The 23,820-nt window shown below is 73.8% G+C and carries 25 protein-coding genes; 15 read left to right on the top strand and 10 right to left on the bottom strand.

The features are described from left to right. The first annotated feature begins 310 nt into the window (after nucleotides 1-310). From ACFQBR_RS04000 to ACFQBR_RS03960, 9 genes are all read left to right on the top strand, one after another. Complete coding sequence (locus ACFQBR_RS04000; RefSeq protein ID WP_344175926.1) at nucleotides 311-874, top strand: DUF3887 domain-containing protein; 564 nt, start codon at nucleotides 311-313, stop codon at nucleotides 872-874. A gap of 53 nt (nucleotides 875-927) precedes the next feature. After that, nucleotides 928-1,899 (top strand): CPBP family intramembrane glutamic endopeptidase, encoded by a 972-nt coding sequence (locus ACFQBR_RS03995; RefSeq protein WP_344175924.1) that lies wholly within the window; start codon nucleotides 928-930, stop codon nucleotides 1,897-1,899. Between the two features lie 116 nt (nucleotides 1,900-2,015). Beyond that, nucleotides 2,016-3,161 (top strand): winged helix DNA-binding domain-containing protein, encoded by a 1,146-nt coding sequence (locus ACFQBR_RS03990; RefSeq protein ID WP_344175400.1) that lies wholly within the window; start codon nucleotides 2,016-2,018, stop codon nucleotides 3,159-3,161. Between the two features lie 105 nt (nucleotides 3,162-3,266). Beyond that, on the top strand, nucleotides 3,267-3,899 hold the full coding sequence (locus ACFQBR_RS03985) for a GyrI-like domain-containing protein (protein WP_344175397.1): 633 nt from the start codon (nucleotides 3,267-3,269) through the stop codon (nucleotides 3,897-3,899). A 181-nt stretch (nucleotides 3,900-4,080) separates the two neighbouring features. Beyond that, a complete protein-coding gene (locus ACFQBR_RS03980) occupies nucleotides 4,081-4,599 on the top strand; it encodes a hypothetical protein (protein ID WP_344175395.1) in 519 nt (172 codons plus the stop codon). A gap of 140 nt (nucleotides 4,600-4,739) precedes the next feature. Continuing rightward, entirely contained in the window at nucleotides 4,740-5,744 is a 1,005-nt protein-coding gene (locus ACFQBR_RS03975) for a DUF2804 domain-containing protein (protein ID WP_344175393.1), read from the top strand. A 64-nt stretch (nucleotides 5,745-5,808) separates the two neighbouring features. Beyond that, a complete protein-coding gene (locus tag ACFQBR_RS03970; protein WP_344175391.1) occupies nucleotides 5,809-6,855 on the top strand; it encodes a pirin family protein in 1,047 nt (348 codons plus the stop codon). A 266-nt stretch (nucleotides 6,856-7,121) separates the two neighbouring features. Beyond that, a complete protein-coding gene (locus tag ACFQBR_RS03965) occupies nucleotides 7,122-8,666 on the top strand; it encodes a sodium-dependent transporter (protein ID WP_344175389.1) in 1,545 nt (514 codons plus the stop codon). Then, entirely contained in the window at nucleotides 8,666-8,779 is a 114-nt protein-coding gene (locus tag ACFQBR_RS03960) for a methionine/alanine import family NSS transporter small subunit (RefSeq protein WP_267950150.1), read from the top strand. Before ACFQBR_RS03965 ends, ACFQBR_RS03960 begins: the two co-directional genes overlap by 1 nt. 84 nt (nucleotides 8,780-8,863) lie before the next feature. Here the strand turns inward: ACFQBR_RS03960 and ACFQBR_RS03955 are convergent, their stop codons facing one another. Continuing rightward, nucleotides 8,864-9,409 (bottom strand): type 1 glutamine amidotransferase domain-containing protein, encoded by a 546-nt coding sequence (locus tag ACFQBR_RS03955; RefSeq protein ID WP_344175387.1) that lies wholly within the window; start codon nucleotides 9,407-9,409, stop codon nucleotides 8,864-8,866. 207 nt (nucleotides 9,410-9,616) lie between these two features. On the opposite strand from ACFQBR_RS03955, the gene ACFQBR_RS03950 reads away from it, so the two are divergent. Beyond that, nucleotides 9,617-10,246, top strand: a complete 630-nt coding sequence (locus tag ACFQBR_RS03950; protein WP_344175385.1) for a histidine phosphatase family protein — start codon at nucleotides 9,617-9,619, stop codon at nucleotides 10,244-10,246. Nucleotides 10,247-10,256: 10 nt separating this feature from the next. On the opposite strand, the gene ACFQBR_RS03945 is transcribed toward ACFQBR_RS03950, so the two are convergent. The 3 genes from ACFQBR_RS03945 to ACFQBR_RS03935 all read right to left on the bottom strand — a co-directional run bounded on the left by ACFQBR_RS03945 (nucleotide 10,257) and on the right by ACFQBR_RS03935 (nucleotide 13,080). Beyond that, nucleotides 10,257-10,967, bottom strand: a complete 711-nt coding sequence (locus ACFQBR_RS03945) for a hypothetical protein (protein WP_344175383.1) — start codon at nucleotides 10,965-10,967, stop codon at nucleotides 10,257-10,259. A 75-nt stretch (nucleotides 10,968-11,042) separates the two neighbouring features. Then, nucleotides 11,043-11,645 carry a helix-turn-helix domain-containing protein gene (locus ACFQBR_RS03940; RefSeq protein WP_267950154.1) on the bottom strand — a complete coding sequence of 201 codons (603 nt, stop codon included), beginning with the start codon at nucleotides 11,643-11,645 and terminating at the stop codon, nucleotides 11,043-11,045. A 58-nt stretch (nucleotides 11,646-11,703) separates the two neighbouring features. Continuing rightward, nucleotides 11,704-13,080 (bottom strand): FAD-binding oxidoreductase, encoded by a 1,377-nt coding sequence (locus ACFQBR_RS03935; protein ID WP_344175381.1) that lies wholly within the window; start codon nucleotides 13,078-13,080, stop codon nucleotides 11,704-11,706. 227 nt (nucleotides 13,081-13,307) lie between these two features. On the opposite strand from ACFQBR_RS03935, the gene ACFQBR_RS03930 reads away from it, so the two are divergent. Continuing rightward, nucleotides 13,308-14,048, top strand: a complete 741-nt coding sequence (locus ACFQBR_RS03930; protein WP_344175379.1) for an SDR family oxidoreductase — start codon at nucleotides 13,308-13,310, stop codon at nucleotides 14,046-14,048. 147 nt (nucleotides 14,049-14,195) lie between these two features. Then, on the top strand, nucleotides 14,196-14,621 hold the full coding sequence (locus tag ACFQBR_RS03925; RefSeq protein WP_344175377.1) for a DNA-binding protein: 426 nt from the start codon (nucleotides 14,196-14,198) through the stop codon (nucleotides 14,619-14,621). Between the two features lie 42 nt (nucleotides 14,622-14,663). Here ACFQBR_RS03925 and ACFQBR_RS03920 read toward each other — a convergent pair whose 3' ends face one another. Next, nucleotides 14,664-15,974, bottom strand: a complete 1,311-nt coding sequence (locus tag ACFQBR_RS03920) for an FAD-binding oxidoreductase (protein ID WP_344175375.1) — start codon at nucleotides 15,972-15,974, stop codon at nucleotides 14,664-14,666. A gap of 100 nt (nucleotides 15,975-16,074) precedes the next feature. On the opposite strand from ACFQBR_RS03920, the gene ACFQBR_RS03915 reads away from it, so the two are divergent. Next, nucleotides 16,075-16,947 carry a sigma-70 family RNA polymerase sigma factor gene (locus ACFQBR_RS03915; RefSeq protein ID WP_267950159.1) on the top strand — a complete coding sequence of 291 codons (873 nt, stop codon included), beginning with the start codon at nucleotides 16,075-16,077 and terminating at the stop codon, nucleotides 16,945-16,947. A 71-nt stretch (nucleotides 16,948-17,018) separates the two neighbouring features. Here ACFQBR_RS03915 and ACFQBR_RS03910 read toward each other — a convergent pair whose 3' ends face one another. Next, nucleotides 17,019-17,561, bottom strand: a complete 543-nt coding sequence (locus ACFQBR_RS03910) for an MOSC domain-containing protein (RefSeq protein ID WP_267950160.1) — start codon at nucleotides 17,559-17,561, stop codon at nucleotides 17,019-17,021. 86 nt (nucleotides 17,562-17,647) lie between these two features. Beyond that, complete coding sequence (locus tag ACFQBR_RS03905; protein WP_344175372.1) at nucleotides 17,648-18,499, bottom strand: helix-turn-helix domain-containing protein; 852 nt, start codon at nucleotides 18,497-18,499, stop codon at nucleotides 17,648-17,650. A 225-nt stretch (nucleotides 18,500-18,724) separates the two neighbouring features. On the opposite strand from ACFQBR_RS03905, the gene ACFQBR_RS03900 reads away from it, so the two are divergent. Further along, a complete protein-coding gene (locus ACFQBR_RS03900) occupies nucleotides 18,725-19,732 on the top strand; it encodes an aldo/keto reductase (RefSeq protein ID WP_344175370.1) in 1,008 nt (335 codons plus the stop codon). An 88-nt stretch (nucleotides 19,733-19,820) separates the two neighbouring features. Here ACFQBR_RS03900 and ACFQBR_RS03895 read toward each other — a convergent pair whose 3' ends face one another. The 3 genes from ACFQBR_RS03895 to ACFQBR_RS03885 form a co-directional block, all read right to left on the bottom strand. After that, nucleotides 19,821-20,264, bottom strand: coding sequence for a hypothetical protein (locus ACFQBR_RS03895; RefSeq protein ID WP_267950162.1), 444 nt, complete (start codon nucleotides 20,262-20,264; stop codon nucleotides 19,821-19,823). A 94-nt stretch (nucleotides 20,265-20,358) separates the two neighbouring features. Then, nucleotides 20,359-21,864 (bottom strand): MFS transporter, encoded by a 1,506-nt coding sequence (locus ACFQBR_RS03890; protein ID WP_267950394.1) that lies wholly within the window; start codon nucleotides 21,862-21,864, stop codon nucleotides 20,359-20,361. A 44-nt stretch (nucleotides 21,865-21,908) separates the two neighbouring features. After that, on the bottom strand, nucleotides 21,909-22,472 hold the full coding sequence (locus ACFQBR_RS03885; protein ID WP_267950163.1) for a TetR/AcrR family transcriptional regulator: 564 nt from the start codon (nucleotides 22,470-22,472) through the stop codon (nucleotides 21,909-21,911). Between the two features lie 394 nt (nucleotides 22,473-22,866). Here ACFQBR_RS03885 and ACFQBR_RS03880 point away from each other — a divergent pair, with 394 nt between their 5' ends. Beyond that, nucleotides 22,867-23,706, top strand: a complete 840-nt coding sequence (locus tag ACFQBR_RS03880) for an alpha/beta fold hydrolase (protein WP_344175363.1) — start codon at nucleotides 22,867-22,869, stop codon at nucleotides 23,704-23,706. The last annotated feature ends 114 nt before the right edge of the window (nucleotides 23,707-23,820 follow it).

The raw sequence follows: 23,820 nt of genomic DNA, 5'->3' as shown, positions 1-23,820 counted from the left end.
GAAAGCGCTTTCCAGCGTACGGCAAACCGTCCGTCCACACCAGTGGGCCGGAGGTGCCGCAAGGGGCTCCGAGGAGGAAAACCGCGGAAAACCCCCGCGCACCGGGGGCGTTCCCGCCGGGGAGGGGGCCGTGGCGCCCCGGAGAAGCGGGCGGAGACGGCTCGACGGGTCCTCGCGGTGGGCGGACCCACCCGGCCGGGCGGCGTCGCACGCCGTTGCGCACACCCCCTGTCGCGCGGTCCGGTTGTCAAGTTATCCTTTACGCGTGCAAGAAATCTTGACAGATGCGCTGAAGGTCGTGAAGACGCGCCTGGACGCGTTCCTCGCGTCACGCGTCCTGACGAAGGACGACGACTGGGCCGACGCGATAGGGCGTGCCGTGAGCATGCAGGCGGCCGCCGACGACGTCGTGCGCGCTGTCGTGCAGCAGGCGCGCCAGAACGGCGCCACGTGGCAGGTCATCGGTGACGCGCTCGGCGTGAGCAGGCAAGCGGCGTTTCAGCGCTATGGCAAACCGATCGATCCCAGAACGGGAGAACCCATGAACACCACGCCGCTCCCCGGCGCCGCCGAACTGGCCGCCTCGGTGATCGGGGACCTCGCTTCCGGGCAATGGGCGCGGGTCACCGAGCAGTTCGATCCGGCCATGCGCGACGGCCTGTCGGAGGACGCGCTCGCGGCCGCGTGGGCGCAGATCGTCGGCCTGTCGGGAGCTCTCGAAGGAAGGGGGGAGTCGGAGGTCACCCGGGCCGGCGACGTGACGATCACGAACACGCCGCTCTCGTTCGAGGCGGGCGACTACACGGCACGGATCGCGTTCCGCGACGACCGCGCCATCGCCGGTCTGCACATCCTGGAGGGGCAGGCGCCGTGACCATCGGATCTCCGGGCGCACCGAAGACGACCGCGGCCCGGGGCGGGCCCCGCATGAACAGCCGTGATCTGCGATCCATCGGCGTGTTCACCGCCCTGGCGTTCGCGCTCGCCTGGCTCCTCGCGCTCCCGCTCTGGTTCGGTGACGGGCTCGCCGGCCCCTGGTTCCCCCTCGTGGCGACCGCCACGATGGCGACCCCCGCGATCGCCGCCCTCGTCGTCGTGTTCTTCGTGGAGAGGCCGAAGCACAAGGCGTGGAATCTCGGGGTGTGGCCGCTGAGACCGGTCCGGAGGGTGCTCGGCCACGGGGTGCTGGGGATCTTCGTGTCCATCGCTCTGGTCCTGGTGGCGCTCCCGGTCGGCGCGCTGCTGGGGGTCTATCCGGCCGACTTCGCGAACTTCTCAGCGTTCCAGCGGGTCCTCGACGAGCAGGCGGGCGCCGCAGGGTCTGCCGAGCTCCCGATACCCATCGGCGCGCTCATCGCCGTCCAGCTCGCCGCACTCCCCCTGGCGGCGTTCGTCAACCTGCTCCCGGCCCTGGGCGAGGAACTCGGGTGGCGGGGGTGGCTGCTCCCGAAACTGATGCCGCTCGGCACCCTGCCGGCCCTCCTGGTCTCCGGCGTGATCTGGGGCCTGTGGCACGCGCCGCTCATCCTCCTCGGGTACAACTACCCCGATGCGCCGGGCTGGCTCGGCCTGGCCGCGATGGTCGGCATGTGCGTTCTGATCGGCGCGGTCTTCGGCTGGCTGAGGCTCCGATCGGGGTCCGTGTGGCCCGCAGCCCTGGCGCATGCCGCGTTCAACGGGGCGGGCGGGTCCTACCTCCTCTTCGCGAAGGCGGGAGAGCACGTCGACACCACGCAGGCGACGGTCCTGGGCTGGAGCGGATGGATCGTGCCGCTCGCGCTCGTCGTGGTCCTGATCGCCACGGGACAGTTCTCCTCTGCGAAGCACCCCTCCACCCCGCCGACGGAGAAGGGGCGTCCCCCCGAGCACCCGGTGACGGGACAGGCGACCGGTGAGTAGCCGCGGGCGGCCTCGCACGCGGTCGTGGAGGAAGTCACCGCACGCCGAGTAGAGGACAGTTCCCGACCTGCACGGTTCCTAGAGTGGGGGCACACCACAGCACCCCGAGGAGACCCATGGGCACCCCCACCTGGCAGGACATGACCGCGCGACGCCTGTGGCGCCATGCGCTCACCTCCCCGGGCACGAGCGCGGCCGACGTGGTCGGCGCCATGTGCGGGGCCCACGCCCAGGTGATGTCGGCGGCCGAGGTGTCGCTCGGCCTGCGCCTGGAGGGCGCCGACCGCACGCATGTGCGCGCCGCCCTGTGGGAGACCCACGAGCTGGTCAAGACCTTCGGCCCGCGCGGCACCGTCCACCTGCTGCCCACCCGCGAGCTGCCGCTGTGGACCGCGGCGCTCTCGGCGGCCCAGCGCGCGGGCAACCCCTCCCCCAAGGGGGCGCTGCTCACCCCCGAGCAGACCGACGAACTGGTCGAGGCCTCCGCCGCCGTCCTCGCCGGCACCGAGATGACCGTGGACGAGCTCACCGAGGCCCTGGCCGAACGGGCCGGCTCCTGGGCGGCCGACCCCGTCATGGACGCCTTCCAGGCCAAGTGGCCGCGCTGGCGTCAGGCCACCCACACCCTCGCCAACCGCGGCTCCCTGTGCTTCGGCCCGATGCGCGGCCGCAAGGTCACCTACACCAGCCCCCGCCGATGGCTGCCGGACGCCGCTCCGGCCGACACCGAACGGGCCCTCGCCCACGTGCTGACCGGTTACCTGCGCGCCTACGGCCCGGCCACGCCCCAGCACTTCGCCCAGTGGCTCTCCGCGCCCAGGCGCTGGGCGGTCGAGCTGTTCGCGTCCATGGGCGGGCTCGTCGAACCCGTCGAGGTGGAGGGCGTCACCCTCTACCAGGTCTCCGGGGACGCCGCCGCCCCTCCCGCACCCGCCCCGGAGGTCCTGCTGCTGCCCTACTTCGACGCCTACACCGTGGGCTGCCACCCGCGCGACGTGGTCTTCCCCGGTCCGGCCCGCCGGCGTGTGCTGGCCCGGGGCCAGGCCGGGACCCACCCCGTCCTGTTCGTGGACGGTCTGGCGGCCGGGGTCTGGCACCAGCGGCGGTCGGGCCGTCACCTCGACATCACCGTGGAGGCCCTGGCCCCGCTCCCGCCGGCACGGCGCGACGCCGTCGCCGAGCAGGCCGAACGGGTCGGGCGCATCCTCCAGGCCTCTCCGCGCCTGGCCTTCGACACCGTCACCGTGGGCCCCCACGCCTGACGACGGGTCCGCCGCCGACCGGCGGCGGACCCGGACCCTCCACCCACCCACCCGAGCCTCCCGAGGCGGAAAGGCCGCGGCTCGCAGTCCGGGCCCAGGTACGCGATGACGAACAAGACCGACTTCAAGAAGACCCTCGACGCCTACCGGGCGCCACGGGGCCGGTTCCGGATCGCCGAGATACCGGACCTGCACTACCTGATGATCGACGGCCGCGGGGACCCGAACACCTCACCGGCCTTCGCCGAGGCGGTCGGGGCGCTCTACCCGGTGGCCTACAAGCTGAAGTTCGCCAGCAAGCGGGAGCTCGGGCGCGACTACGTCGTCATGCCCCTGGAGGGCCTGTGGTGGGCCGAGGACATGGACGCCTTCACGGCGGCCCGCGACAAGTCCCGGTGGGACTGGACCATGATGATCATGGTCCCGGACTGGACCGACCAGGACATGTTCGCCTCCGCCGTCGAGCGTGCGGCGGCCGGGAACAGGCCGGCGCGCCTGGGCGACGTCCGCCTGGAGCGGCTGTCGGAGGGCCGGTGCGTGCAGACGCTGCACGTCGGCCCGTTCGACGGGGAGGCCGGGGTCCTGGCACGGATGCACCACGAGTTCATCCCCGACCACGGGCTGCGCATGACCGGAAAACACCATGAGATCTACCTCGGCGACTTCCGCAGGGTCGCACCGGAGAGGATGCGCACCATCCTCCGGCAACCGGTCGAGGCCGCGGCCGCGGGCGGGTAGCGGCACGCCGGGCGGGTACGGGAGACGGTGCCGCGCCCGCCCGGTCCGGAACGCCCGGGCCGGTCCACGCGCGGGTTCTCGGCGGAGGCGTTCGGCCCGCCGCCCCGCGGAAAACCCTTTCTGTTGCGCGCCGGCGCGGCGCTAACATGCACAACCGCCTGTTCTCTCATCCAGGGGAGCCATGGAACACGACTGGCAGGTCTGTGCCGACAACGCCGTCACCTGGGCACGACAGCATCTCGGATCGACCGCTTACGCCTCGCGCTGCCTCGCCTTCGTGGAGGACGCCTACGAACGGTCCAACCACGTGGAGATCTTCGGTGGCGACTTCGCCGGTGAGTCCGCCCGGATCTATGCGGCGCGGGAGAATACCGGAGTTCCTCCGACCGGCGCCTTCGCCTTCTACGACAGCACCGGGGAGTTGTTCGGCCGCCGACAGGACTGGGGCCACGTGGGGCTGTGCGTCGGGGACGGCCGGGTCGTGCACGCCTGGGACCGGGTCAGGATCGACCACTATCTCGACATCCCGGACCTGGCGGCGCCTCCGGGCTGGGATCCCCCGCGCTGGGTCGGATGGACACCGGTCCAGCGCATCTTCCGGGGATGTAGGCCCAAGGACTGGGAGGCCGTCGGCGACGCGTCCGCAGCCGCGCAGCGCATGCAGGCGACCAGGTTCGGTGAGGGGCCGGGGCCGGCCTGACGCCCGTGTGGGGCCCGGGCCGAGGCGCGACGGACCGGCCCGACACACCGCCGCCTTGGGCGGCCGCGCACGCCGCACCGCCGCCGACCTGGCCCGCCGGGCCCTTACCGGCGGCCCCGCTCCCCCCTATGCTGCCGGGCATGGCAACACACGAGCGGGAGATCACCGCCCCTGTCGACCTGTGCGCGCCCGACGGCCGCCTCAACCCCGACGCCGTGGGGTGGTCGCGCACCCCCCTGCACCGGAGCGCGCTCCCCGGCTGGGGCCGCCGCAAGAAGTGGGAGTACTGGTGTGTGTCCACCCCCACCCACCTGGTCGCCCTCACCGTCGCCGACATCGACTACCTCGGAGTGGTCGGCGTGTACCTCCTGGAGTACGGGGGCCGCGAGGTGAGCCGCACCTCCCTGCGTCCTCTCGCCCACGGCGTCCGCCTGCCCGACACCCTGGGCGCCGGGACGGGCGCGGCCATCGGACCCGTGCGCGCCCTCGTCCAGGAGGCGCCCGGCGCGACACGGCTCCGCTTCTCCTGCGACACCCCCGAGGGCAGGCTCCACGGCGACCTCACCGTCGACCTGCCCCAGGACCACGAGACCATGAACGTGGTCATCCCCTGGAGCGCCGACCGCTTCCAGTACACCTCCAAGCACACCGCCCGCCCCGCCCGGGGCGCGGTCCGTCTCGGAGGGGACGTCCTGGACTTCGGGGGCGGCTGGGGGGTGCTCGACCACGGGCGCGGCCGCTGGCCCTACGACACCCGGTGGAACTGGGGCGCGGCCTCCGGCCGCACCGACGGCCGCACGGTGGGGCTGCAGTTCGGCGGCAGGTGGACCGAGGGCACCGGCCTGACCGAGAACGCCCTGTGCGTGGACGGGCGCCTGTCCAAGATCGGCGAGGAACTCGAATGGGAGTACGACCCCGACGACGTCCTCACCCCCTGGTGGATCCGCACCCCCGGCTCCGACCAGGTCGACCTCGTCTTCACCCCCTTCCACGAGCGGGTCGACCGCACCGACGCCGGCGTCCTCGTCAACGACACCCACCAGTGCTTCGGCCACTACACCGGCACCGTGCACACCGACGACGGCCACCCGGTGGCCGTGGACGGCCTCTTCGGATTCGCCGAACACGTGCACATGCGCTGGTGACACGGGTGCGGTCCCGGTCCGTGGCGGTGCCCGAGCCGGCGCCGCCTCGGCTATTTTCGGCAGGGTGAGCAATCTCGAACCCCACCCCGCCGAAGAGCGCGTGTGCGCCGGGGAGATCGACCCCGCCCTCCCCGACCCGGACACCGAACTCCTCGAACCCCGCGAGGTCCCCCTGGGCGGGCCCCGCGCGATGCTGGTCCGCCGGGCCCTCCCGGGCAAGAACCGCCGCATGGTCGGCGCCTGGTGCTTCGCCGACGCCTACGGCCCCACGGACGTCTCCCCGGGCGCCGGCATGCAGGTGCCGCCGCACCCCCACATCGGCCTCCAGACCGTCAGCTGGCTGGTGAGGGGGACGGTCCACCACCGCGACAGCGTCGGCTCCGACCAGCTGGTCCGCCCCGGCCAGCTCAACCTCATGACCGCCGGGCACGGCATCGCCCACTCCGAGCGCACCCCCGCCGACGCCCCCCGCGACCTGCACGGCGCCCAGCTGTGGGTGGCCCTGCCCGGGGCCGACCGCGAGGGCGACCCGCACTTCGAGCACCACGCCGACCTGCCCGTCCTGGACCTTCCTCTCCTGGACCGGGCCGGCGCGGCCCCCGCGGAACCGCCGACCCACGGGGCGAGGGTCACGGTGATCATGGGCGAGGTGGACGGGCGCCGCTCCCCCGCCCGCACCTACACCCCGCTCATGGGCGCCGAACTGGTGCTGGAGCCCGGCGCCCGCGTGCGCATGCCCCTGGAACCGGGGTTCGAGCACGGCGTGCTGGCACTGGACGCGACCGTGCACACCCTCGGGCACCGGGTCGGCGCGGGATCCCTGCTCTACCTGGGGCAGGGGCGCGACCACGCCGTCCTGCACGCCGAGGAGCGCGCCCACCTGCTGGTCATCGGCGGCGAGCCCTTCGCCGAGGACCTGGTGATGTGGTGGAACTTCGTCGGACGCGACCACGACGAGATCGTCCGGGCGCGCACCGCCTGGGAACAGGGCCGCGAGGCGCCCGCACCCGGATCCCGCTTCCCCGCGGTGGCCGGTGACGGGGGCGCGGCACTGCCCGCGCCCGACCTGCCCAACGCCCGCCTGCGGCCCAGGCCCCGCCACCGCCCCTGAGACCCCTCCGGCCCCGTACGGCAGGACCTGTGGCGGCGCCCCCGTACCCCGGGGGCGCCGCCACACGCGTGTGCAAGCGCGACTGAAGAGAGGTGTCCAGTGTTCCTTGACACACACGCGGGGTACGTCCATACCTGGACAAAGTGATACGAAAACCGTATTGCTGCACGACATGCGGCGAGGCGAAATGTCCCAACGATGCCGCCTGGACCAACTCCTGCTACGGTGCGGTTCGCGAACTACGGGATGATTTAGGAGGCCTGAACATGGCCCAACAGCCTCGCGAGCAGTGGGGGACGCGCGCGGGATTCCTGATGGCGGCGATCGGATCCGCCGTCGGACTCGGGAACATCTGGCGATTCCCCTACATCGCCTACGAGAACGGCGGTGGGGCGTTCATGCTGCCCTACCTGGTGGCCCTGCTCACCGCCGGTATCCCACTCCTGATCCTGGAGTACTCGATCGGCCACCGGTACCGGTCCTCCGCCCCCCTGTCCTACAGACGGATCTCCCGGCCCGCCGAGGCCATCGGCTGGTGGCAGGTGGCGATCTGCTTCGTCATCGCCATCTTCTACGGCGCGATTATCGCCTGGAGCGCCTCGTACATCTACTTCTCGGTCACCGGCGCCTGGGGGGACGACCCCAACGGGTTCTTCTTCGGCGACTACCTCCAGATGAGCGAGACCCCCGGCGGGATCACCGGGTACGTGCCCGCGGTGGCATGGCCGCTGGTCGGCGTGTGGGTCGTGGTGCTGGCCATCCTGGCCCTGGGCGTGCGCAACGGCATCGAGAAGGCCAACAAGGTCTTCATCCCGCTGCTGGCGGTCCTGTTCCTCGTCCTGGTGGTGCAGGCGCTCACCCTGGACGGCGCCGTCGCCGGCCTGGACGCCCTGTTCACCCCCGACTGGAACGCCATGCTCGACGGCAGCGTGTGGGTGGCGGCCTACGGACAGATCTTCTTCTCGCTGTCCATCGGGTTCGGCATCATGGTCACCTACGCCTCCTACCTCAAGCGCAAGGCCGACCTGACCGGCTCGGCCATGGTCGCGGGCTTCGCCAACAGCTCCTTCGAGCTGCTCGCGGGCATCGGTGTGTTCGCGGCGCTGGGCTTCATGGCCACCGCCGCCGGAACCGCGGTCGACGAGGTCGCCACCTCGGGCATCGGGCTGGCCTTCATCGCCTTCCCGCAGATCATCTCCACCCTGCCCTTCGGCGGGGCGCTGTTCGGCGTGCTCTTCTTCGCCTCGCTGATGATCGCCGGGCTGACCTCCCTGATCAGCATCGTCCAGGTCGTCGTCTCCGCCGTCCAGGACCGGGTCGGCCTGGGCCGCCTGCAGTCCGTCTTCCTGGTCGGCGGCATCATCGCCCTGGTCTCCATCCTGATCTTCCCCACCCACCAGGGCCTGCACTACCTGGACGTGTTCGACCACTTCATCAACCAGTACGGCATCGTCCTGGCCGCCCTGGCGATGCTCATCGTCTTCGGGTGGGTCCTGCGCCGACTGCCGATGTTCCAGAAGCACGCCAACGAGGTGTCCTCCATCCGCCTGGGCACGGGGTGGAAGGTCGTGCTGGGCGGGATCACACCGGTCCTGCTCGGCTTCATGATGTGGGACAGCCTGCGCACCGAGCTCACGGAGAACTACGCGGGCTACTCCACCGGGTTCCTGCTCTCCGCGGGCTGGGGCGTGGCGATCGGCGCCCTCGTGTTCGGGATCGTCGTCTCGCTGTTCCCCTGGAAGCGCGCCGACGCCATCGCCCGAGAGGACGCGGCCGACGCCGCCCTGACCGCCAAGGAAGGTGACAGCTGATGTCCACCAGCGCGATCGTCATGATGGTCGTCTCCATCGCCGTGCTCTGGGGCGGCCTCGTCGCGGCCGTCGTCCACCTGCGGCGCCACCCCGACGAGTCCGGGCCGGAGTAGGCGCCGGGCAGACGACGGGCGGGGCGGTGGATGCCGGGAGCATCCACCGCCCCGCCCGTCGTTCGCACCGCGCCGTCGCACGCCTCACCCCTGGGCGAACTCCCGCACGATGCGCTCGCAGAACGCGGGCAGGTCGTCGGGGTTGCGGCTGGTGGTGACCCCGTGGTCGGTGACCACCTCCTCGTCCACCACGACCCCGCCGGCGTTGCGGATGTCGGTGCGGATGCTGGGGTAGGAGGTCACCGTGCGCCCCCGCACCACGTCGGCCTCCACCAGGATCCAGGGCCCGTGGCAGATCGCCGCCACCGGCTTGCCCGCCGCGATGAAGTCGCGTACGAACCCTACGGCGTCCGCGTCCAGGCGCAGGTTGTCCGGGTTGACGGTCCCTCCCGGGACCACCAGGGCGTCGTAGTCCTCCACCTTGGCCTCGGAGACCACACGGTCCACCGCGAACCGCTCGGAGGGCTCGATGTCGCCGTTCATCGACTGGATCTCCCCCTCGCTCAGCGAGACCAGGTCGGTGCTCGCGCCCTCCTCCCGCAGCGCCTCGCGCGGGCGGACGAGTTCGACCCGTTCGACCCCGTCCGCGGCCAGAATCGCGATCCTGCGTCCGTTGAGCCTGTCGGCCATGGCTGCCCCCTCGGGTCGCGTCCTCGGCACCGCTCCGGTGCCGCGTTGGCCGCCCTACCCGCTCAGGGGGGACGTCTCACCTTCCGCCCGCGCGCCGAACCGCGCACCGCTCCGCGGGATCCGACCGGTACGGCCGCAGCCCCGCCGCCGCGCCCGGGAGGGGCGGCGGCTTCCCGGCGCCCAGGACCGATCCGACCGGAGGCCCCCATGCCCGCGACCCGCTACCTGTACCTGGCCCGCCACGCCGAAGCCGACCCCGGTCACGGCGGACTGACCGGCACCGGCCTGCGCCAGGCCGTCCTGCTCGGCGACCGCCTGCGCGAGGCCGGGGTGCGAACGCTCCACCACGGACCCTCGGAGCGGACCACCGAGACGGCGCGCCTGGTAGCCGACCGGCTCGCCCTGGACGGGGCCGGCGTCGAAACGGCGGCCGCGCCCGAGGCGGGCGACTACGCGCCCCACCTCCCCTCCCGGGAGGAGGTGCCGCCCGAGTACGCCGACACCGTCATGGCGTTCACGGCCTCCCTGCCGGAGCAGGAGCGCGGACCCGGTCCCGAGCTGGGCCGCCGGTGCCTGGAACGCTTCTCCGGTCCGGCCCCGGGCGAGCGGGAGGTCCGGGAGGCGGTCATCACCCACGCCTACCCGGTGGGCTGGCTGACGGTGGCCGCACTCGGGGCGCCCGCCTGGCGGTGGGCGACCCTGGCCCCGGCCAACGCCGCCCTGACCGTCATCCGCCACACGCCCGGGCGGGCGGCCGAGGTCCTGGCCTTCAACGACGTCTCGCACCTGGAACCGGACCTGCGGTGGAGCGGATGCGCGCCCGCGCGGCGCCCCTGAGACAGCCGCCTCAGGGACGGACCTCCGGGGCCTTCGGGGCGCCCTCCCAGGCCGAGGCGGGGATCCGCTCCAGCAGTCCGACCATGGTCCGGGCCGAGGCACGGACCCGTTCGGCGTCCAGTTCCCGGTGGTCCCAGCACAGCAGGCGGTCGCCGTGGATGCGGAACGGCACGGCCGCCGCGCCGGCGCCGGCCAGCCACGACCGCACGTCCTCGTCCAGGACGGCGCGGGCGAAGCCGTCGTCGGAGGTGGCGACGTAGAAGAGGGAGTCGAACGCCGTCTCGCCCAGCCTCAGGTCGTGGACCCCCAGAGGGCCCAGCACCGCATGCCCCAGGGCCTCCTCCCGCAGCTCCAGCACGGGGGCGCCGGACGGGACCGGGAGCACGACGACGGTGTGCGTGTGGGTGGCGGTCCTGGTCTGGCGCCCGTCGTGGTGCGAGGAGGAGTAGCGGTACTCGAAGGCCAGGACACGGTGGCCGCGCAGCTCCGTGCACAGCACGTGCGTGGCCCTGGCGTCGGAACGGCCCTCCACGAACGGATCCCCCGAGAAGCGGTCCACCAGCTCCGGGCGCTCCCGGTCGTAGCGCCACCCCTCGCGTTCGGCCCAGGCGGCCAGGGCTTTCGCACGCCGGCGCTCGGCGGCCGAGCCCGCGAACACCAGGGCGCCGACCGCGGCGACCACAGCGACCGTGACGGCCAGGACCAGTAGGGCGACGTCCAAGGGGAACTCCTCATCCGGGTGCGGCTCTCCCACGGTGAGACGCCGCCCACCACCGGACCGGTTCCCCTTTCCCGCTCACTCCTTGTCGGCGGATCCCCTGGTGCGCGGGCGCACCCGCACGTGGGCGCGCTCCCCCTGGGGGCCGAACAGGCCCAGGTACTCCACCGGCTCGGGGCCGGGGTTGGCGAAGGCGTGCGGCAGGCGCGTGTCGAACTCGGCGACCTCCCCGGCCGAGAGCACCATGTCGTGGTCGCCCAGGACCAGGCGCAGGCGCCCGCTCAGGACGTACAGCCACTCGTAGCCCTCGTGGGTGCGCTGCTCGATCTCGGTGTGGCCCCGGGGCGGCGGATAGGTGACCTTGAAGGCCTGCAGCCCCCCGGGCTTGCGGGTCAGCGGCACGAACGTGATCCCGTTGCGGACGAAGGAGCTGCGCCGCACGCGCGGATCGGAGGCGGGGTCCTCCCCCACGAGTTCGTCCAGGGGCACGCCGTGCGCGCGGGCCAGCGCGAGCAGGAGTTCCAGGGTGGGGCGCCGGCGTCCGGCCTCCAGGCGCGACAGGGTGCTCACCGAGATGCCGGTGGCCTCCGACAGCTGGGAGAGGGTCGCCCCGCGTTCTCGGCGCAGGGCGCGAAGGCGGGGCCCGACCGCGGCCAGGGTCGGCGCGAGTTCGTCGTCCATGACCACAATCTGCCACAGCGCTGCCCCCGGGCAGGCCCCGGCCCGCCCGGCCCGCGGGTCAGGCGAACACCTTGCCCGGGTTGAAGATGCCCCGGGGGTCGAGGGCGTTCTTGACCGCGTGGTGCATCCGCACCACGTCCGGCCCCATCTCCCGTGCCGCGCCGCGCATCTTCAACAACCCCACACCGTGCTCACCCGTGACCGTCCCTCCCAGGGCCAGGGCCTCGTCCACGATCACCTCGAAGGCCTCCTGCGCGCGCTTCTTGGCCGCCTCGTCGCCGGCGGGGACGATGAACAGCGGGTGCAGGTTGCCGTCGCCCGCGTGGGCGATGTTGCCGATCCGCGTGTCGAACCGCTCGGCGGCGGCCTCGATCCTCTCCAGCATCTCCGGCAGCTTCGCCTTGGGCACGCACATGTCCTCGGTCAGCAGCGGGCCGAGCCGCTCCAGGGCCGGGTAGGCCAGGCGGCGGGCCTCGAAAAGCGCCTCGGCCTCCTCCTGGTCGGTGGAGCGCACCGCGTACACCGCGCCCTCGTCCCGGAAGCAGGACAGGATGCGCTCGGCCTCCTCCTCCCCGGCCGCGCCCGGCTGGTCGCTGCGCGCCAGCAGGAGCACCTCGCCCTCGGCGGACAGCCCCATGTTCTTCCAGGCGTCGACCGCCTGGAGGCAGAACCGGTCGATGAGCTCCATCGCCGAGGGGACCACCCCCGCCGCCGAGACGGCGGCCACGGCGCGCCCGGCGTCGGTGAGGGAGTCGAAGTAGCCGACCACCGTGTGCTCGGCGCCGGTGCGCAGGGGCCGCATCCGCAGCGTCACCTCGGTGACCATGCCCAGGGTGCCCTCCGACCCGACCATCAGCCCGCACAGGTCGTAGCCGGTCACGCCCTTGGCGGTGACGCGGCCCAGCCGCACCACCTCCCCGGACCCCATGACCGCCTCCATGCCCAGCACGTAGTCGCGGGTGACCCCGTACTTGACGCAGCACAGCCCGCCCGCGTTGGTCGCCACGTTCCCGCCGATGGTGGACCAGGGTGCGGAGGCGGGGTCGGGCGGGTACCACAGGCCGTCCCGGGCCACCCGCTCGCGCAGGTCGTCGTTGACGACGCCGGGCTGCACCGTCGCGGTCTGCTGGACCGGGTCCACCTCCAGCACGCGGTTCATGCGCTCGAAGGAGACCACCACCCAGCCGTCCACGGCGTTGGCCGCCCCGGAGAGCCCGGTGCCCGCGCCGCGCGCGACCACCGGGACCCCCAGTTCGGCGCACAGGGCGACCGTGGCCGACACGTCGGCGGTGTCGCGGGGGCGCACCACGGCCGCGGGGCGCCCGTAGGGGGCCCATTCGGCCTCGTCGTGGGAGTAGCCCTCCATGACCTGGGGGTCGGTGACGACCTGCTCCTCCCCGATCGCTGCCGTCAGCCTCTCGGCGATCCCGGACATGGGCACGCTCCTCACCGCTTCGCGCCGCCGCCCGCTGCGCCGACGCTGCCAGCACCCTAGCGCCGCGCCTTCCCCCGCAGGTCACCCGTCCCCCGGGCAACCGGCCGAACGGTCCGGCGGGGCCCTTCGGCGGCCGGAACACACACCGCGACGAACCACCGCGAAAGCACACGTACGACCCTGCTCCGGTGTTAGCGTCGTCCCCACCGGCCACGGAGGGAGCCATCATGAAGACAGTGCTGGTCACAGGCGGTACCGGAACCCTCGGCCGTGCCGTCGTGGAGCACCTGCGCCGGGCGGGGCACGGCGTGCGCCCCCTGAGCCGCCACCCCGACCCCGGGGACCCCGACGCCGTCGGCGTCGACCTGCGCACCGGCGCCGGCCTGGGCCGGGCACTGGAGGGGGTCGACACGGTGGTCCACTGCGCCTCCAGTCCCGCCGGCGGCGACATCGAGTCCGCCACCCACCTCGTCCGCGAGGTGCGTGCGGCGGGCACGGCGCACGTGGTCCACGTCTCGATCGTCGGCGTGGACCGCGTACCCCTGGGCTACTACAAGGACAAGCTGCTGGTCGAGAGGGCCCTGGAGGCCTCCGGTCTGGGCTGGACGGTGCTGCGCGCCACCCAGTTCCACGCCCTGGTCCGGCGGATCTGCGCGGGCGCGGCCCGCTCACCGCTCATGCCGTTTCCGGACGTGGACGTGCAGCCGGTCGACAGCGCCGAGGTCGCCTCCCGCCTGGCACGCCTGGCGGAGGGGGCCCCGGCGGGCCGCGCCCCCGACATGGGCGGACCGCGCGTGGAGTCCTTCCGCGACCTGGCCCGCGCCTACCTGGAGGCGGAGGGGCTGCGTCGGCGGCTCCTGCCGGTGCGCCTGCCCGGCAGGACCTTCGCCGCCTACCGGGCGGGCGGTCACCTGGCCCCGGACAGGGCGGTCGGAAGGACCACCTTCGCGGAGTACCTGGCCCGCTGAGGACCAGGGCGCTCCCGGGCCGGGACCGTGCGGCGGGCGCGCCGACCGGTCGCCGGGGAACGGCCCCGGGACCCGCCACCCCGACCGTGAACACTTGGTTGAAAAAAACTAGTTGACAACAACTTGTTCAAGTTCCATGCTGGGTGCATGACCGAGCAAGAACGCGACGACGCCTTCACCCGGCCCGACGCCCGCAACGCCCAACGCCTGCGCACCCACCAGGCGCTCCTGCACATCACCGAACGCCACGCCGCCGGCGAGCACCGCACGCGCTGGGACGAGCAGCGCATGCCCATGCAGCCCTTCGACGCCCTGCGCCGCGTCGCCGACCTCGCCGCCGGCAGCGCCCTGCCCCAGGACGGCGAACCCCCCGTCGACCAGGACGACCTCACCGCCGCACTCACCCTGGTGCCCTGGGCCCGCGCGGAGTTCGACCAGCTGGAGGCCGGCCTGCTCCAGATGTCCAGGGGCCGCGGCATGACCTGGCAGGAGATCGCCTTCGGACTGGGCCTCGGCTCGGCCCAGGCCGCCCGACAGCGCCACGAACGGCTCTCCCGGCGCACCGACTCCTGACCGCGCTGCGGGGGCCGGCCGCGCGGCCGGCCCCCGCAGCCCTCAGCCGCCCACCGGATAGTTGGACCGCACCACCCCGTGCGGGTCGCGCTCGCGCTTGATCCGCCGCAGCCGCGCCAACGCCTCCGGCCCGAACACGTCGGCCACCGACTCCCCCGGGGCCAGCGCCGTCAGCGGCTTGCGTCCGCTCACGAGCGGCCCCAGGTCCGCCACCAGCCGCCCCAGGCGCTCCCGGATCCCCTGCGCCGCCTGCGCGGAGACGGGGACCCCCAGCGCGTACACGTAGTACGGCTCCTCCACCGCACCGAACGGGGTGGCCGACTCCCGCGCCAGGGCGCCGCCCAGGTGCCGCACCTGCACCCCCAGCAGGGGCGCCGGCGGCTCCTCCACCAGAGCCCGCACCGCACCCCCGTCCAACCCCCTCAGCAGCTCCGCACGCGCCATCCCCGGCGAGGGGGCGGTGGGCTCGGCGGTGATCGACCCCAGCGCCGCCGACGACATCGTCCCGCGCCCGTCCCGCAGCGGCGCGCCCACCGCCTCCAGCGGCCGCAGCAGCTTGCGCGCCCGCTCCTCCCCGCCCAGGAAGGTGACGTCCACCGACACCGTCGGATCCAGCCCCGGGATCTGCTGGAGGTTCGCCCACACCGTCAACTCCTCCGGCGCCCCGGACACGACCTCGGCGAAAGCCGCCATCACCCGCGCCGCCGCCGAGACCGGCCACACCACCCGGCCCCCGTACAGCTCCGGCGCCGGGTACAGGTCGAACTCCACGGAGGTGACCACGGCGAAGTCCCCTCCGCCCCCGCGCAGCGCCCAGAACAGGTCCGGGTCCGAAGCCGCGTCCACCCGGGCCCGCCCGCCTTCGGCGTCCACCACCTCGAACGCCCTCACACTGTCGGCAGCCCACCCGTGGCGTCGGGCGAACCAGCTCAGACCGCCGCCCAGCGTGTACCCCACCACCCCCACCACCGTGGAACTTCCCGGCAGCCCGGTCAGACCGTACGCGGCGGCGGCCTCCTGTACCCGCCCCCAGGCCACCCCCGCCCCCACACGGGCGGTGCGCCGGACCGGGTCCACCTCCACCCCGTCCAGGGCCCCGGTGCGCAGCAGCACCACACCCTCCACCGCCCCCGAGGCGCCGTGCCCGGTGGGCTGCACCGCCACCGTCAGCCCGCACCGGCGGGCGTGGCGGACCAGCGCGGACACGTCGTCCGCACCGGCGGCCTCCACCACCGCCGCCACCGGCTGCTCGACCGCCAGGTTCCAGGGCCGGGCAGCGGCGTCGAAGCCCTCCTCGCCCGCCACCAGCACCCGGCCCCGCAGCATCCCGCGCAGATCGCCCAGGTCACTCATGCGTCATCCTCCGTCGACATCGGTCACACCGGCTGACCCGAAAACGTCAGCATCAACAAGCGTCGGAACCACGACGAACCTGCACGGAAGAATGTGACCGGTGAACACCGCAGAATCCCTCGCCGCCCGTTTCCACGAACACCGCGGGCTGCTGCACTCCATCGCCCACCGCATGCTCGGCTCCCGCGCCGAGGCCGAGGACGCCGTCCAGGAGACCTGGCTGAAGCTGAGCCGCACGGACGCCTCGCAGATCGACAACCTCGCGGCCTGGCTGACCACGGTCACCGGCCGGGTGTGCCTGGACCTGCTCAGATCCCGTTCGGCGCGCCGCGAGGACCCCGCCGGCGAGGACCTGCCCGAACCCGCACCCGCCGCCGCACCCGCCCCGGACACCGACCCCGAGCACCAGGCGGTCCTCTCCGACACCGTCGGCACGGCGCTCATGGTGGTCCTGGACACCCTCTCTCCCGCCGAACGGCTGGCGTTCGTGCTGCACGACATGTTCGCCCTGCCCTTCGAGGAGATCGCCCCCGTCGTCGAGCGCAGCCCCGCCGCCACCCGGCAGCTGGCCAGCCGCGCCCGGCGCAGGGTCCGCGGGGGCGGCGCCGACGGCCGCACCGACCTGGCACGACGCCGGGAGGTGGTGGACGCCTTCCTCGCCGCGGCCCGCGGGGGCGACTTCGAGGCGCTCCTGCGGGTCTTGGCCCCCGACGTGGTCGTCCGCCCCGACACCGCCGCCAGACTCGCCGGCGTCCCCGCCGAGACCCGGGGCGCGCGGGCCGTGGCCTCCCAGGCCATCACCTTCGCGCGGCTGGCGGAGCAGGCGCGCCCGGCACTGGTCCGCGGCCTGCCCGGGTTCGTCTCCCTCAAGGACGGGCGGCCCTACGCCGCACTGGCGTTCACGGTGCACGGGGACCGCATCACCGGGTTCGACGTCCTCTACGAACCCGAACTCCTGGCCGGGCTGGCCTGACCCCGCGGGCCCCGACGGCGGGACCGCCCCCCGCTCCCGCCCCCGGCCACGGGGGCGGGGACGGGCCCTCCTCAGACCGGCACGAGGGGGGAGTGCTCCCCCGCGGGCGCGCTCACCTCGACGGGCATGCCCGCTTCCACGGGGCCTCCCTCCAGGACGACCCCCATCACCCCGGCCCGGCGCACGATGCCCCCGTCCCCGTCGCGGTGGACCAGCCGCTTGAGCAGGCCCCCGGCGAACCCGTCGATCTGCAGGCACGGATTGCGCAACCCGGTGACCTCCACCCGGGCGCGGCCGCCGAAGCACAGGACGGTCCCGGTCGACAGGGCGAGCAGGTCCAGCCCGCGCGTGGTGACGTTCTCCCCCAACTGCCCGGGGGCGACCGCGAAACCGGCCGCGGCCAGCTCCTCCAACAGCTCGGCGTGGATCAGGTGCACCTGGCGCAGGTTGGGCCGGGTGGGGTCGACGGCCACCCTGGACCGGTGCTTGACGGTGGCGCCCATGTGGGCGTCGCCCTCCACACCCAGCCCGGCCAGGAGCCGGATACCGGGAAGGACGTCCTTGCTGAAAGCGTGCACGGGGCTGCTGCTCACCGATTCCACGACCGGTCCCATGGGCGCAGTCCTCTCTCTCGGCCGCCAGAGCCCCACAGCCTAGCCACCGGGAGGCGGGCGCCCCCGTGCCGGGGCGGCCGGAGACGCTACCCGGACACCGCCCGCAGGGGAACGGGTCCGCGCATGGTGAGGCGGTCCAGGGCCGCGGCGGTCCCCTCGTCGGCGGGGAGGTAGACCACCAGGCGCTGGCCTCCGGCGTCCAGGCTCTCGTAGGACAACCGCAGCTCGCCCGCCTCCGGGTGCACCAGGCGTTCGAGGCCGGTGCGCCGGGGCACGGCAGGCGCCGCCGCGAGCCGGTCGGTGAAGGGCGCGCCGCCCACGATCTCCAGCTCCTCCACCAGGTGCGCGAGAAAGGGGTCGTCGAGCGCGCTCTCGGCCCTGAGCTCGGCGATCCGCTCGTCCGCGACGCCGTCCCAGTCCGGGTACACCTGCCGCGCCCGGTCGTCGGCGAACACGAACCACCACCGGTTCACCGGCTCGCCGTCCTCGTCCAGGAGCCCGACCGGGCCCGCCAGGCGCGCGTACGCGGCCGTGTGCGCGAGCGTCTCACCGACCCTGTTGAACAGCACCGCCGGGGCGGGCTCCAAACGCTCCAGCAGGGACACCATGGTGGGGCGCACCTCGCGCTCGGGCGGCTGCTGCGGGCACAGCGCCCCCACCCCGGAGGCGGCCTTGGACAGGTTGCGCAACTGCACCCGATCTCCCACGGACAGGCGCAGCGCGTCGGCCAGGGCCACCAGCACCTGCCCGGACGGGTTGCGGTCGCGCCCCTGCTCCAACCGGGTCAGGTAGTCCACGCTCACCCCCGAGAGGGTGGCCAGTTCGGCCCGCCGCAGACCGGGGGTGCGCCGCCGCGGCCCCGCCGGAAGCCCCACCCGGTCCGGGGGCAGGGCCTCCCGGCGGGCGCGCAGGAACTCTCCCAATGCGTTGTCGTCCATGGGCCGAGTCTAGGATCGGGCGCCCCTGCCGTCCTGGCCCCCTCAGGGCCAGCCTCGCCACGGCCTTCCTCCGCGCCCGCCTCCTCTCCACACTGGCCCCATGACCTTCACACCGGACGAAACCGCCCACCCGCACGGCCGGCCCCCGGCGAGCAGGCCGCACCCGGCGGCGGACCGGCCCGCCCGCACCGGGGGCGCCGCACACGCGACGGGGGAAGCCGCCTGATGCGCTACCGGCTCCTGGGCCCCTCGGGCCTGCGCGTCTCCCAGCTCTTCCTCGGAGCGATGACCTTCTCCGGGCCCGAGGAGGCGCGCCGCATGGTCGACCTCTACCAGGACGCGGGCGGCAACGTCATCGACACCGCCTCCGCCTACCGCGACAGCGAGGAGGTCGTGGGCGGACTCCTGCGGGGGCGTCGCGACCGGTTCGTGCTCGCCACCAAGTACGCCCTGCCCCGGGACCCCACCGACCCCAACACCGGCGGCACCCACCGCAAGAACCTCGCCCGCTCCCTCGACCGGAGCCTGCGACGGCTGCGCACCGACTACGTCGACCTGCTGTGGGTGCACACCTGGGACGAGTACACCCCCGTGGAGGAGACCATGCGCGCCCTGGACGAGGCGGTGCGCGCGGGAAAGGTCCTGTACGTGGGGGCCTCCAACCTTCCGGCGTGGCTCGTCGCCCAGGCCAACACCCTGGCCCTGTGGCGGGACTGGTCCCCCTTTGTGGGCGTGCAGGTGCCCTACAGCCTCCTGCGGCGCGACATCGAACGCGAACTGCTGCCCATGTCCGAGGCCCTGGGGCTGAGCGCGGCCACCTACGGCGGACTGGCCGCCGGGGTGCTCTCGGGCAGGTTCACCGGCCCCGGCGCCGAGGCCTCCGGCCGCCGGGTCGACGCCGCCGCCCTCTCCCCGCACGAGCACGGGGCCGCACGCGCCGTACGCGAGGTGGCCGGGGAGGTGGGGGCGAGCCCGGCCCAGGTCGCGATCGCCTGGACCCTGGCCCGCTCGCACACCGTCCACCCGATCATCGGCGCCGGCACCGCCGACCAGCTCCGGGACAACCTGGGCGCGGTCCGGGTGGACCTGCCCGAGCAGGCGGTGCGCCGCCTGGACGCGGTGGCCGGGTTCGACCCCGGATATCCGGGACCCGAGGACAGGGGCACGCGCTCATGGCTGAACGGCGACAGCGAGGTGGTCCCGCCGTCCAGGAGCGGGGCGCAGGTTTCCTAGGGGCCGACGGTCCTCGCCCCAGGAGCGGGGCGAGGACCCGTGCCGAACGCGCCCGCGCCGCACGCGCGGGCCGCCGCTTCCACGCCCCTCACCTCCTGGCCGGGGCGTGGAAGCGGGCCAGGTCCACGGGCCAGGCGTCGGCGTACCCGACCCCGCGCTCGGGCGGCAGCCGCCGACCGGTGAGGGCGTCGGTACGGGCGACCGCGGCGACGCCCCGCGCGTCCAGCGGATGGAGCCCTCCCCCGTCGAGCCGCCACCCGCACACGCTCTTGAGGGGGACGGCGCGGCCGTCGGGCAGGGTGTGGGAGGTGCGGTCGGTGAAGGTGCGCAGCACGGCCGTCCCGGGGGAACCGTCCAGGAGGGCCGCGCCCAGGGCGTCGACCACCTCGGGGTGCTCGACGCTGAGCACGCCCAGACGGCGCCGCAGGCAGGTGTAGGCGGAGGAGGTGGTGAGGAGGGTGAGGATGTGCAGGTCGCCGGGGGCGCCGTCCAGGAGCGGGTCGAGGAGGGCCCGGACCTTGTGGGAGTCCATACCTACGGAGTATGCGGGGTCGGAGGCGGCCGGAACCGGTTGTCCACAGACCCGGTTCCGGCCCTTCTCGCCCCTGTCCGCCCCCGGCCCGGGCTCAGTGCCCCTGGGAGACGTCCAGTGACCTGGGCGTGAGCACGAACACGGCCACCGCGGCGGCCAGCAGCGCGAGGCCGCCCGCCAGACTGATCTGTGTCAGCGACTCGCTGAAGGCCGACCGGGCCAGCGCGGCGAGCTCGGCGGAGCCGGTCTCGGCGGCGATGTCGAGGGCTCCCCCGAGCGACTCCTGGGCGGCGAGCACCGTCTGCTCGCCCAGGCCGGTGCCGGTGAGGAGCCCCACGGGCAGCTCCGCCCGGTAGACCGCCGCGGCGGCACTGCCCAGGACGGCCACCCCCAGGACGTTGCCCAGGTCGTAGGAGGTCTCCTCGATGGCGGCGGCGTTGCCCGCCTTCGCCTGCGGGGTGCTGGACATGATGACGGCCGAGGCGATCGCCAGGGAGCCCGAACCCGTTCCGAGCAGGACGAGGGCGACCATGACCACCGGGTAGGACAGCGGCCCCGGCAGGGCGAACATCAGCACGAACCCCAGCGCGGCCACGAACAGCCCGCCCGCCAGCACGGTGCGGCTCCCCAGGCGCCGGGCCAGCACCGGCGCCAGAGGCGAGGCCACCGCGGCGCCCAGCGCCATCGGCAGCAGCCGCACCCCCGCCTGTAGCGGCGAGTGCCCCTCCACGAGCTGGAGCCACTGGGCGACCAGGAGCAGCATCGCCGCCATGGCGAACATGGAGGCCAGCGCGGCCACGGTCCCCGCGGTGAAGGACGGGGAGGAGAACAGACGCACCTCCAGCAGCGGGTCCGGGCGCCTGAGGCAGCGCACCACGAACCAGCCCAGCACCAGCGCGCCCAGGGCGAACGCCAGCAGCGCCGAGGGGTCCAGGATCCCGGCCTTGCTGAACTGCTTGATGCCCCACACCAGCGCGACCATGCCCACGATCGACAGCACGGTCGCCACCATGTCCCAGCTGCCCGGGTGCGGGTCGCGGGCCTCGGGCAGCAGGAGCAGCCCCGCCAGGAGGCCCGCGGCCATGAACGGCACGTTGACCAGGAACGCCGCGTGCCAGGAGAAGTGCTCCAGCAGCAGCCCGCTCACGATGGGGCCCACCGCCGCGCCCAGCGACGCGATGGCCGCCCAGATCCCCAGCGCGGTGGCGCGCTCGCGGGGGTCGGGGAACACGGTGCGGATCATCGACAGGGTGGTGGGCATGATCATCGCCCCGCCCACGCCCAGCAGGACGCGCACCGCGATCACGGTGCCGGGGCTGTCGGCCGCCAGCACCGCGAGAGAGGCGCCGCCGAAGACCGCGAAGCCGGCCAGCAGCATCCTCTTGCGGCCCCACCGGTCGCTCAGGGCGCTCATCGTCACCAGGAGCCCGGCCAGCACCAGGGAGTAGGCGTCCACGATCCACAGCTGCTGGCCGGAGGTGGGCCTCAGGTCGGCCGAGAGCGCCGGCAGGGCCACGTTGAGGATGGTCATGTCCATGACCACCACGAGGAGGCTGCCGGAGAGCACCATCAGCGCGGCCCAGCGCCGGGCGGCCGACATCGGCCCCTTCCCGGTGGTGGCGGTCGGGGCGGGATCGGTTCCCATCAGAGCTCCGTGTCGGTGGTGGCGGCCCGGCCCATCAGGGCGGTGACCGCGAAGGCGAGTTCGTCCGGGTCCAGGGGGTCGTCGTGCGTCAGGGCGTGCAGCATCGCCCCGTCCACGTACAGGGCCAGCGCCCGCGCGGCCCGGGGGGTGGTGTGCTCGGCCAGGATCCGCACCAGCCCCTCGAACCAGCGCAGTGTCAGCGGGCGCAGGTCGGGCCGGTGCACTCCGGCCAGGTACAGCTCGGCGTCGGCCCGCACCCGGGGGCCCTGGCGCAGGTAGTCGTGCAGGAGCGCGGCCACGGCGGCCGGGTCGCCCCGGTCGCGGGCGATCTGCCCGGCGAGCTCGCGCAGGGCCTCGTCGGTGTCCTGGGCCAGGTGCTCCAGGGCCGCTGTGCTGAGGTCGTCCAGCGTGGCGAAGTAGTAGGTGGTGGCGCCCAGCGGCACACGGGCGCGCGCGGCGACGCCGCGGTGGGTGAGGCCGGAGACGCCGCTCTCGGTGATCAGCGCGGCGGCGGCCTCGACGATGCTCCGGCGGCGCCCCTGGGGGTCGCGTCGGGCGCTCACCGCCGCACCGCCCCGGGCGCGCGGCCGTTCCTGCGGCGCATACGTATCCCTCCTGCCCCGGACAAGCTCTAGTACATCTGTACATGTACGAGAGTACTGGAACCCCGCACGCCCCCGAGGCCCTGCGGCGGAGGTGATCCCGGCCACTCCGGAACCCCCGCGCCCCGGTCGGGGCGCGTCGCCGTGCGCAGTATCCCCGGCTCACGGGGCCGCAGGAGCACGCCAGGGGCCACCGGCCTTCCACCGCCCTACTCTAATACTCCCTAAAACACCCTTTATTGGTTCGCTTTTAGGGAAGTTTGGTTTACTTTGGTGGCACATGTTCGTCTGTGTCGACCGGGGCCCCTTGCCCCGACGGACACGGGCGGCCGATCCGGGGAGGACCGCTCCACCCATGAGTGCCATCTACAAGACCGAAGCGGGGGAACAGGAGCTGCGCCGCCGCCACCAGGAGGAGCTGCGCACCTGGCCTGTTCCCGCCGACCACCTGCGGGTGCCCACCCGCGAGGGCGAGACCTTCGTGCTCGCCTCGGGCCCCGCGAACGCGCCCCCCGTGGTCCTGCTGCACGGATCGGGGGCCAACGCGACGATGTGGCGCCAGGACGCGGCCGCCTGGGCACGGCACTTCCGCACCTACGCCGTGGACCTGGTGGGCGAACCCGGCCTGAGCGCCCCCTCCCGCCCGCCCCTGTCCTCGGGCGCCCACCGGCTCTGGCTCGACGACGTGCTGGAGGGACTGGGGCTCGTCGACACGGCCCTGGTCGGCACCTCCCTGGGCGGCTGGATGGCACTGGACTACGCCGCCCACCGCCCCGACCGGGTGCGCCGCCTGGCACTGCTGTGCCCCGGGGGCGTGGGCGCCCAGAAAGTGGGATGGCTGTTCGCGACCCTCCTGCTGCGACCCTTCGGGCGCCGGGGCCGGCGCCGCTCGGTGCTGGTGGCCACCGGCCTGGACGCGCTCTCGGCCGGACCCGCCCTGGACCGGATCAGCCTGACCTTCGAGCAGTTCCGGCCGCGCACGGAGCGGCTCCCGGTGTTCTCCGACGACACTCTGCGCCGCCTGACCATGCCGGTGCAGGTGAGCGTGGGCGAGCGGGACGCGATGTTCGACTCCGCGGGAACCGCGAGCCGCGTGCGAAGGTGCGTGCCGCACGCCTCCGTGCACGTCCTGCCCGGGGTCGGGCACGCGATCCTGGACCGGTCCGGGGCCGTCCTGGAATTCCTCCGCGCCTGACCACGGCGGGCCCGACCCGGGGCGGACACCCGGGCCGGGCCGTACAGGAGCCCGGCCACAGCCGGCCGGTGACCGGGGACCGGCCCCGCCGATCCGCGCGAACAAGCGGGCCGC

The sequence above is a fragment of the Nocardiopsis tropica genome (assembly GCF_042660575.1).
Taxonomy (GTDB): Bacteria; Actinomycetota; Actinomycetes; order Streptosporangiales; family Streptosporangiaceae; genus Nocardiopsis; species Nocardiopsis tropica.
Note: the sequence above shows the minus strand (reverse complement) of the source record. Positions and strands in the feature narration are given on the sequence as shown.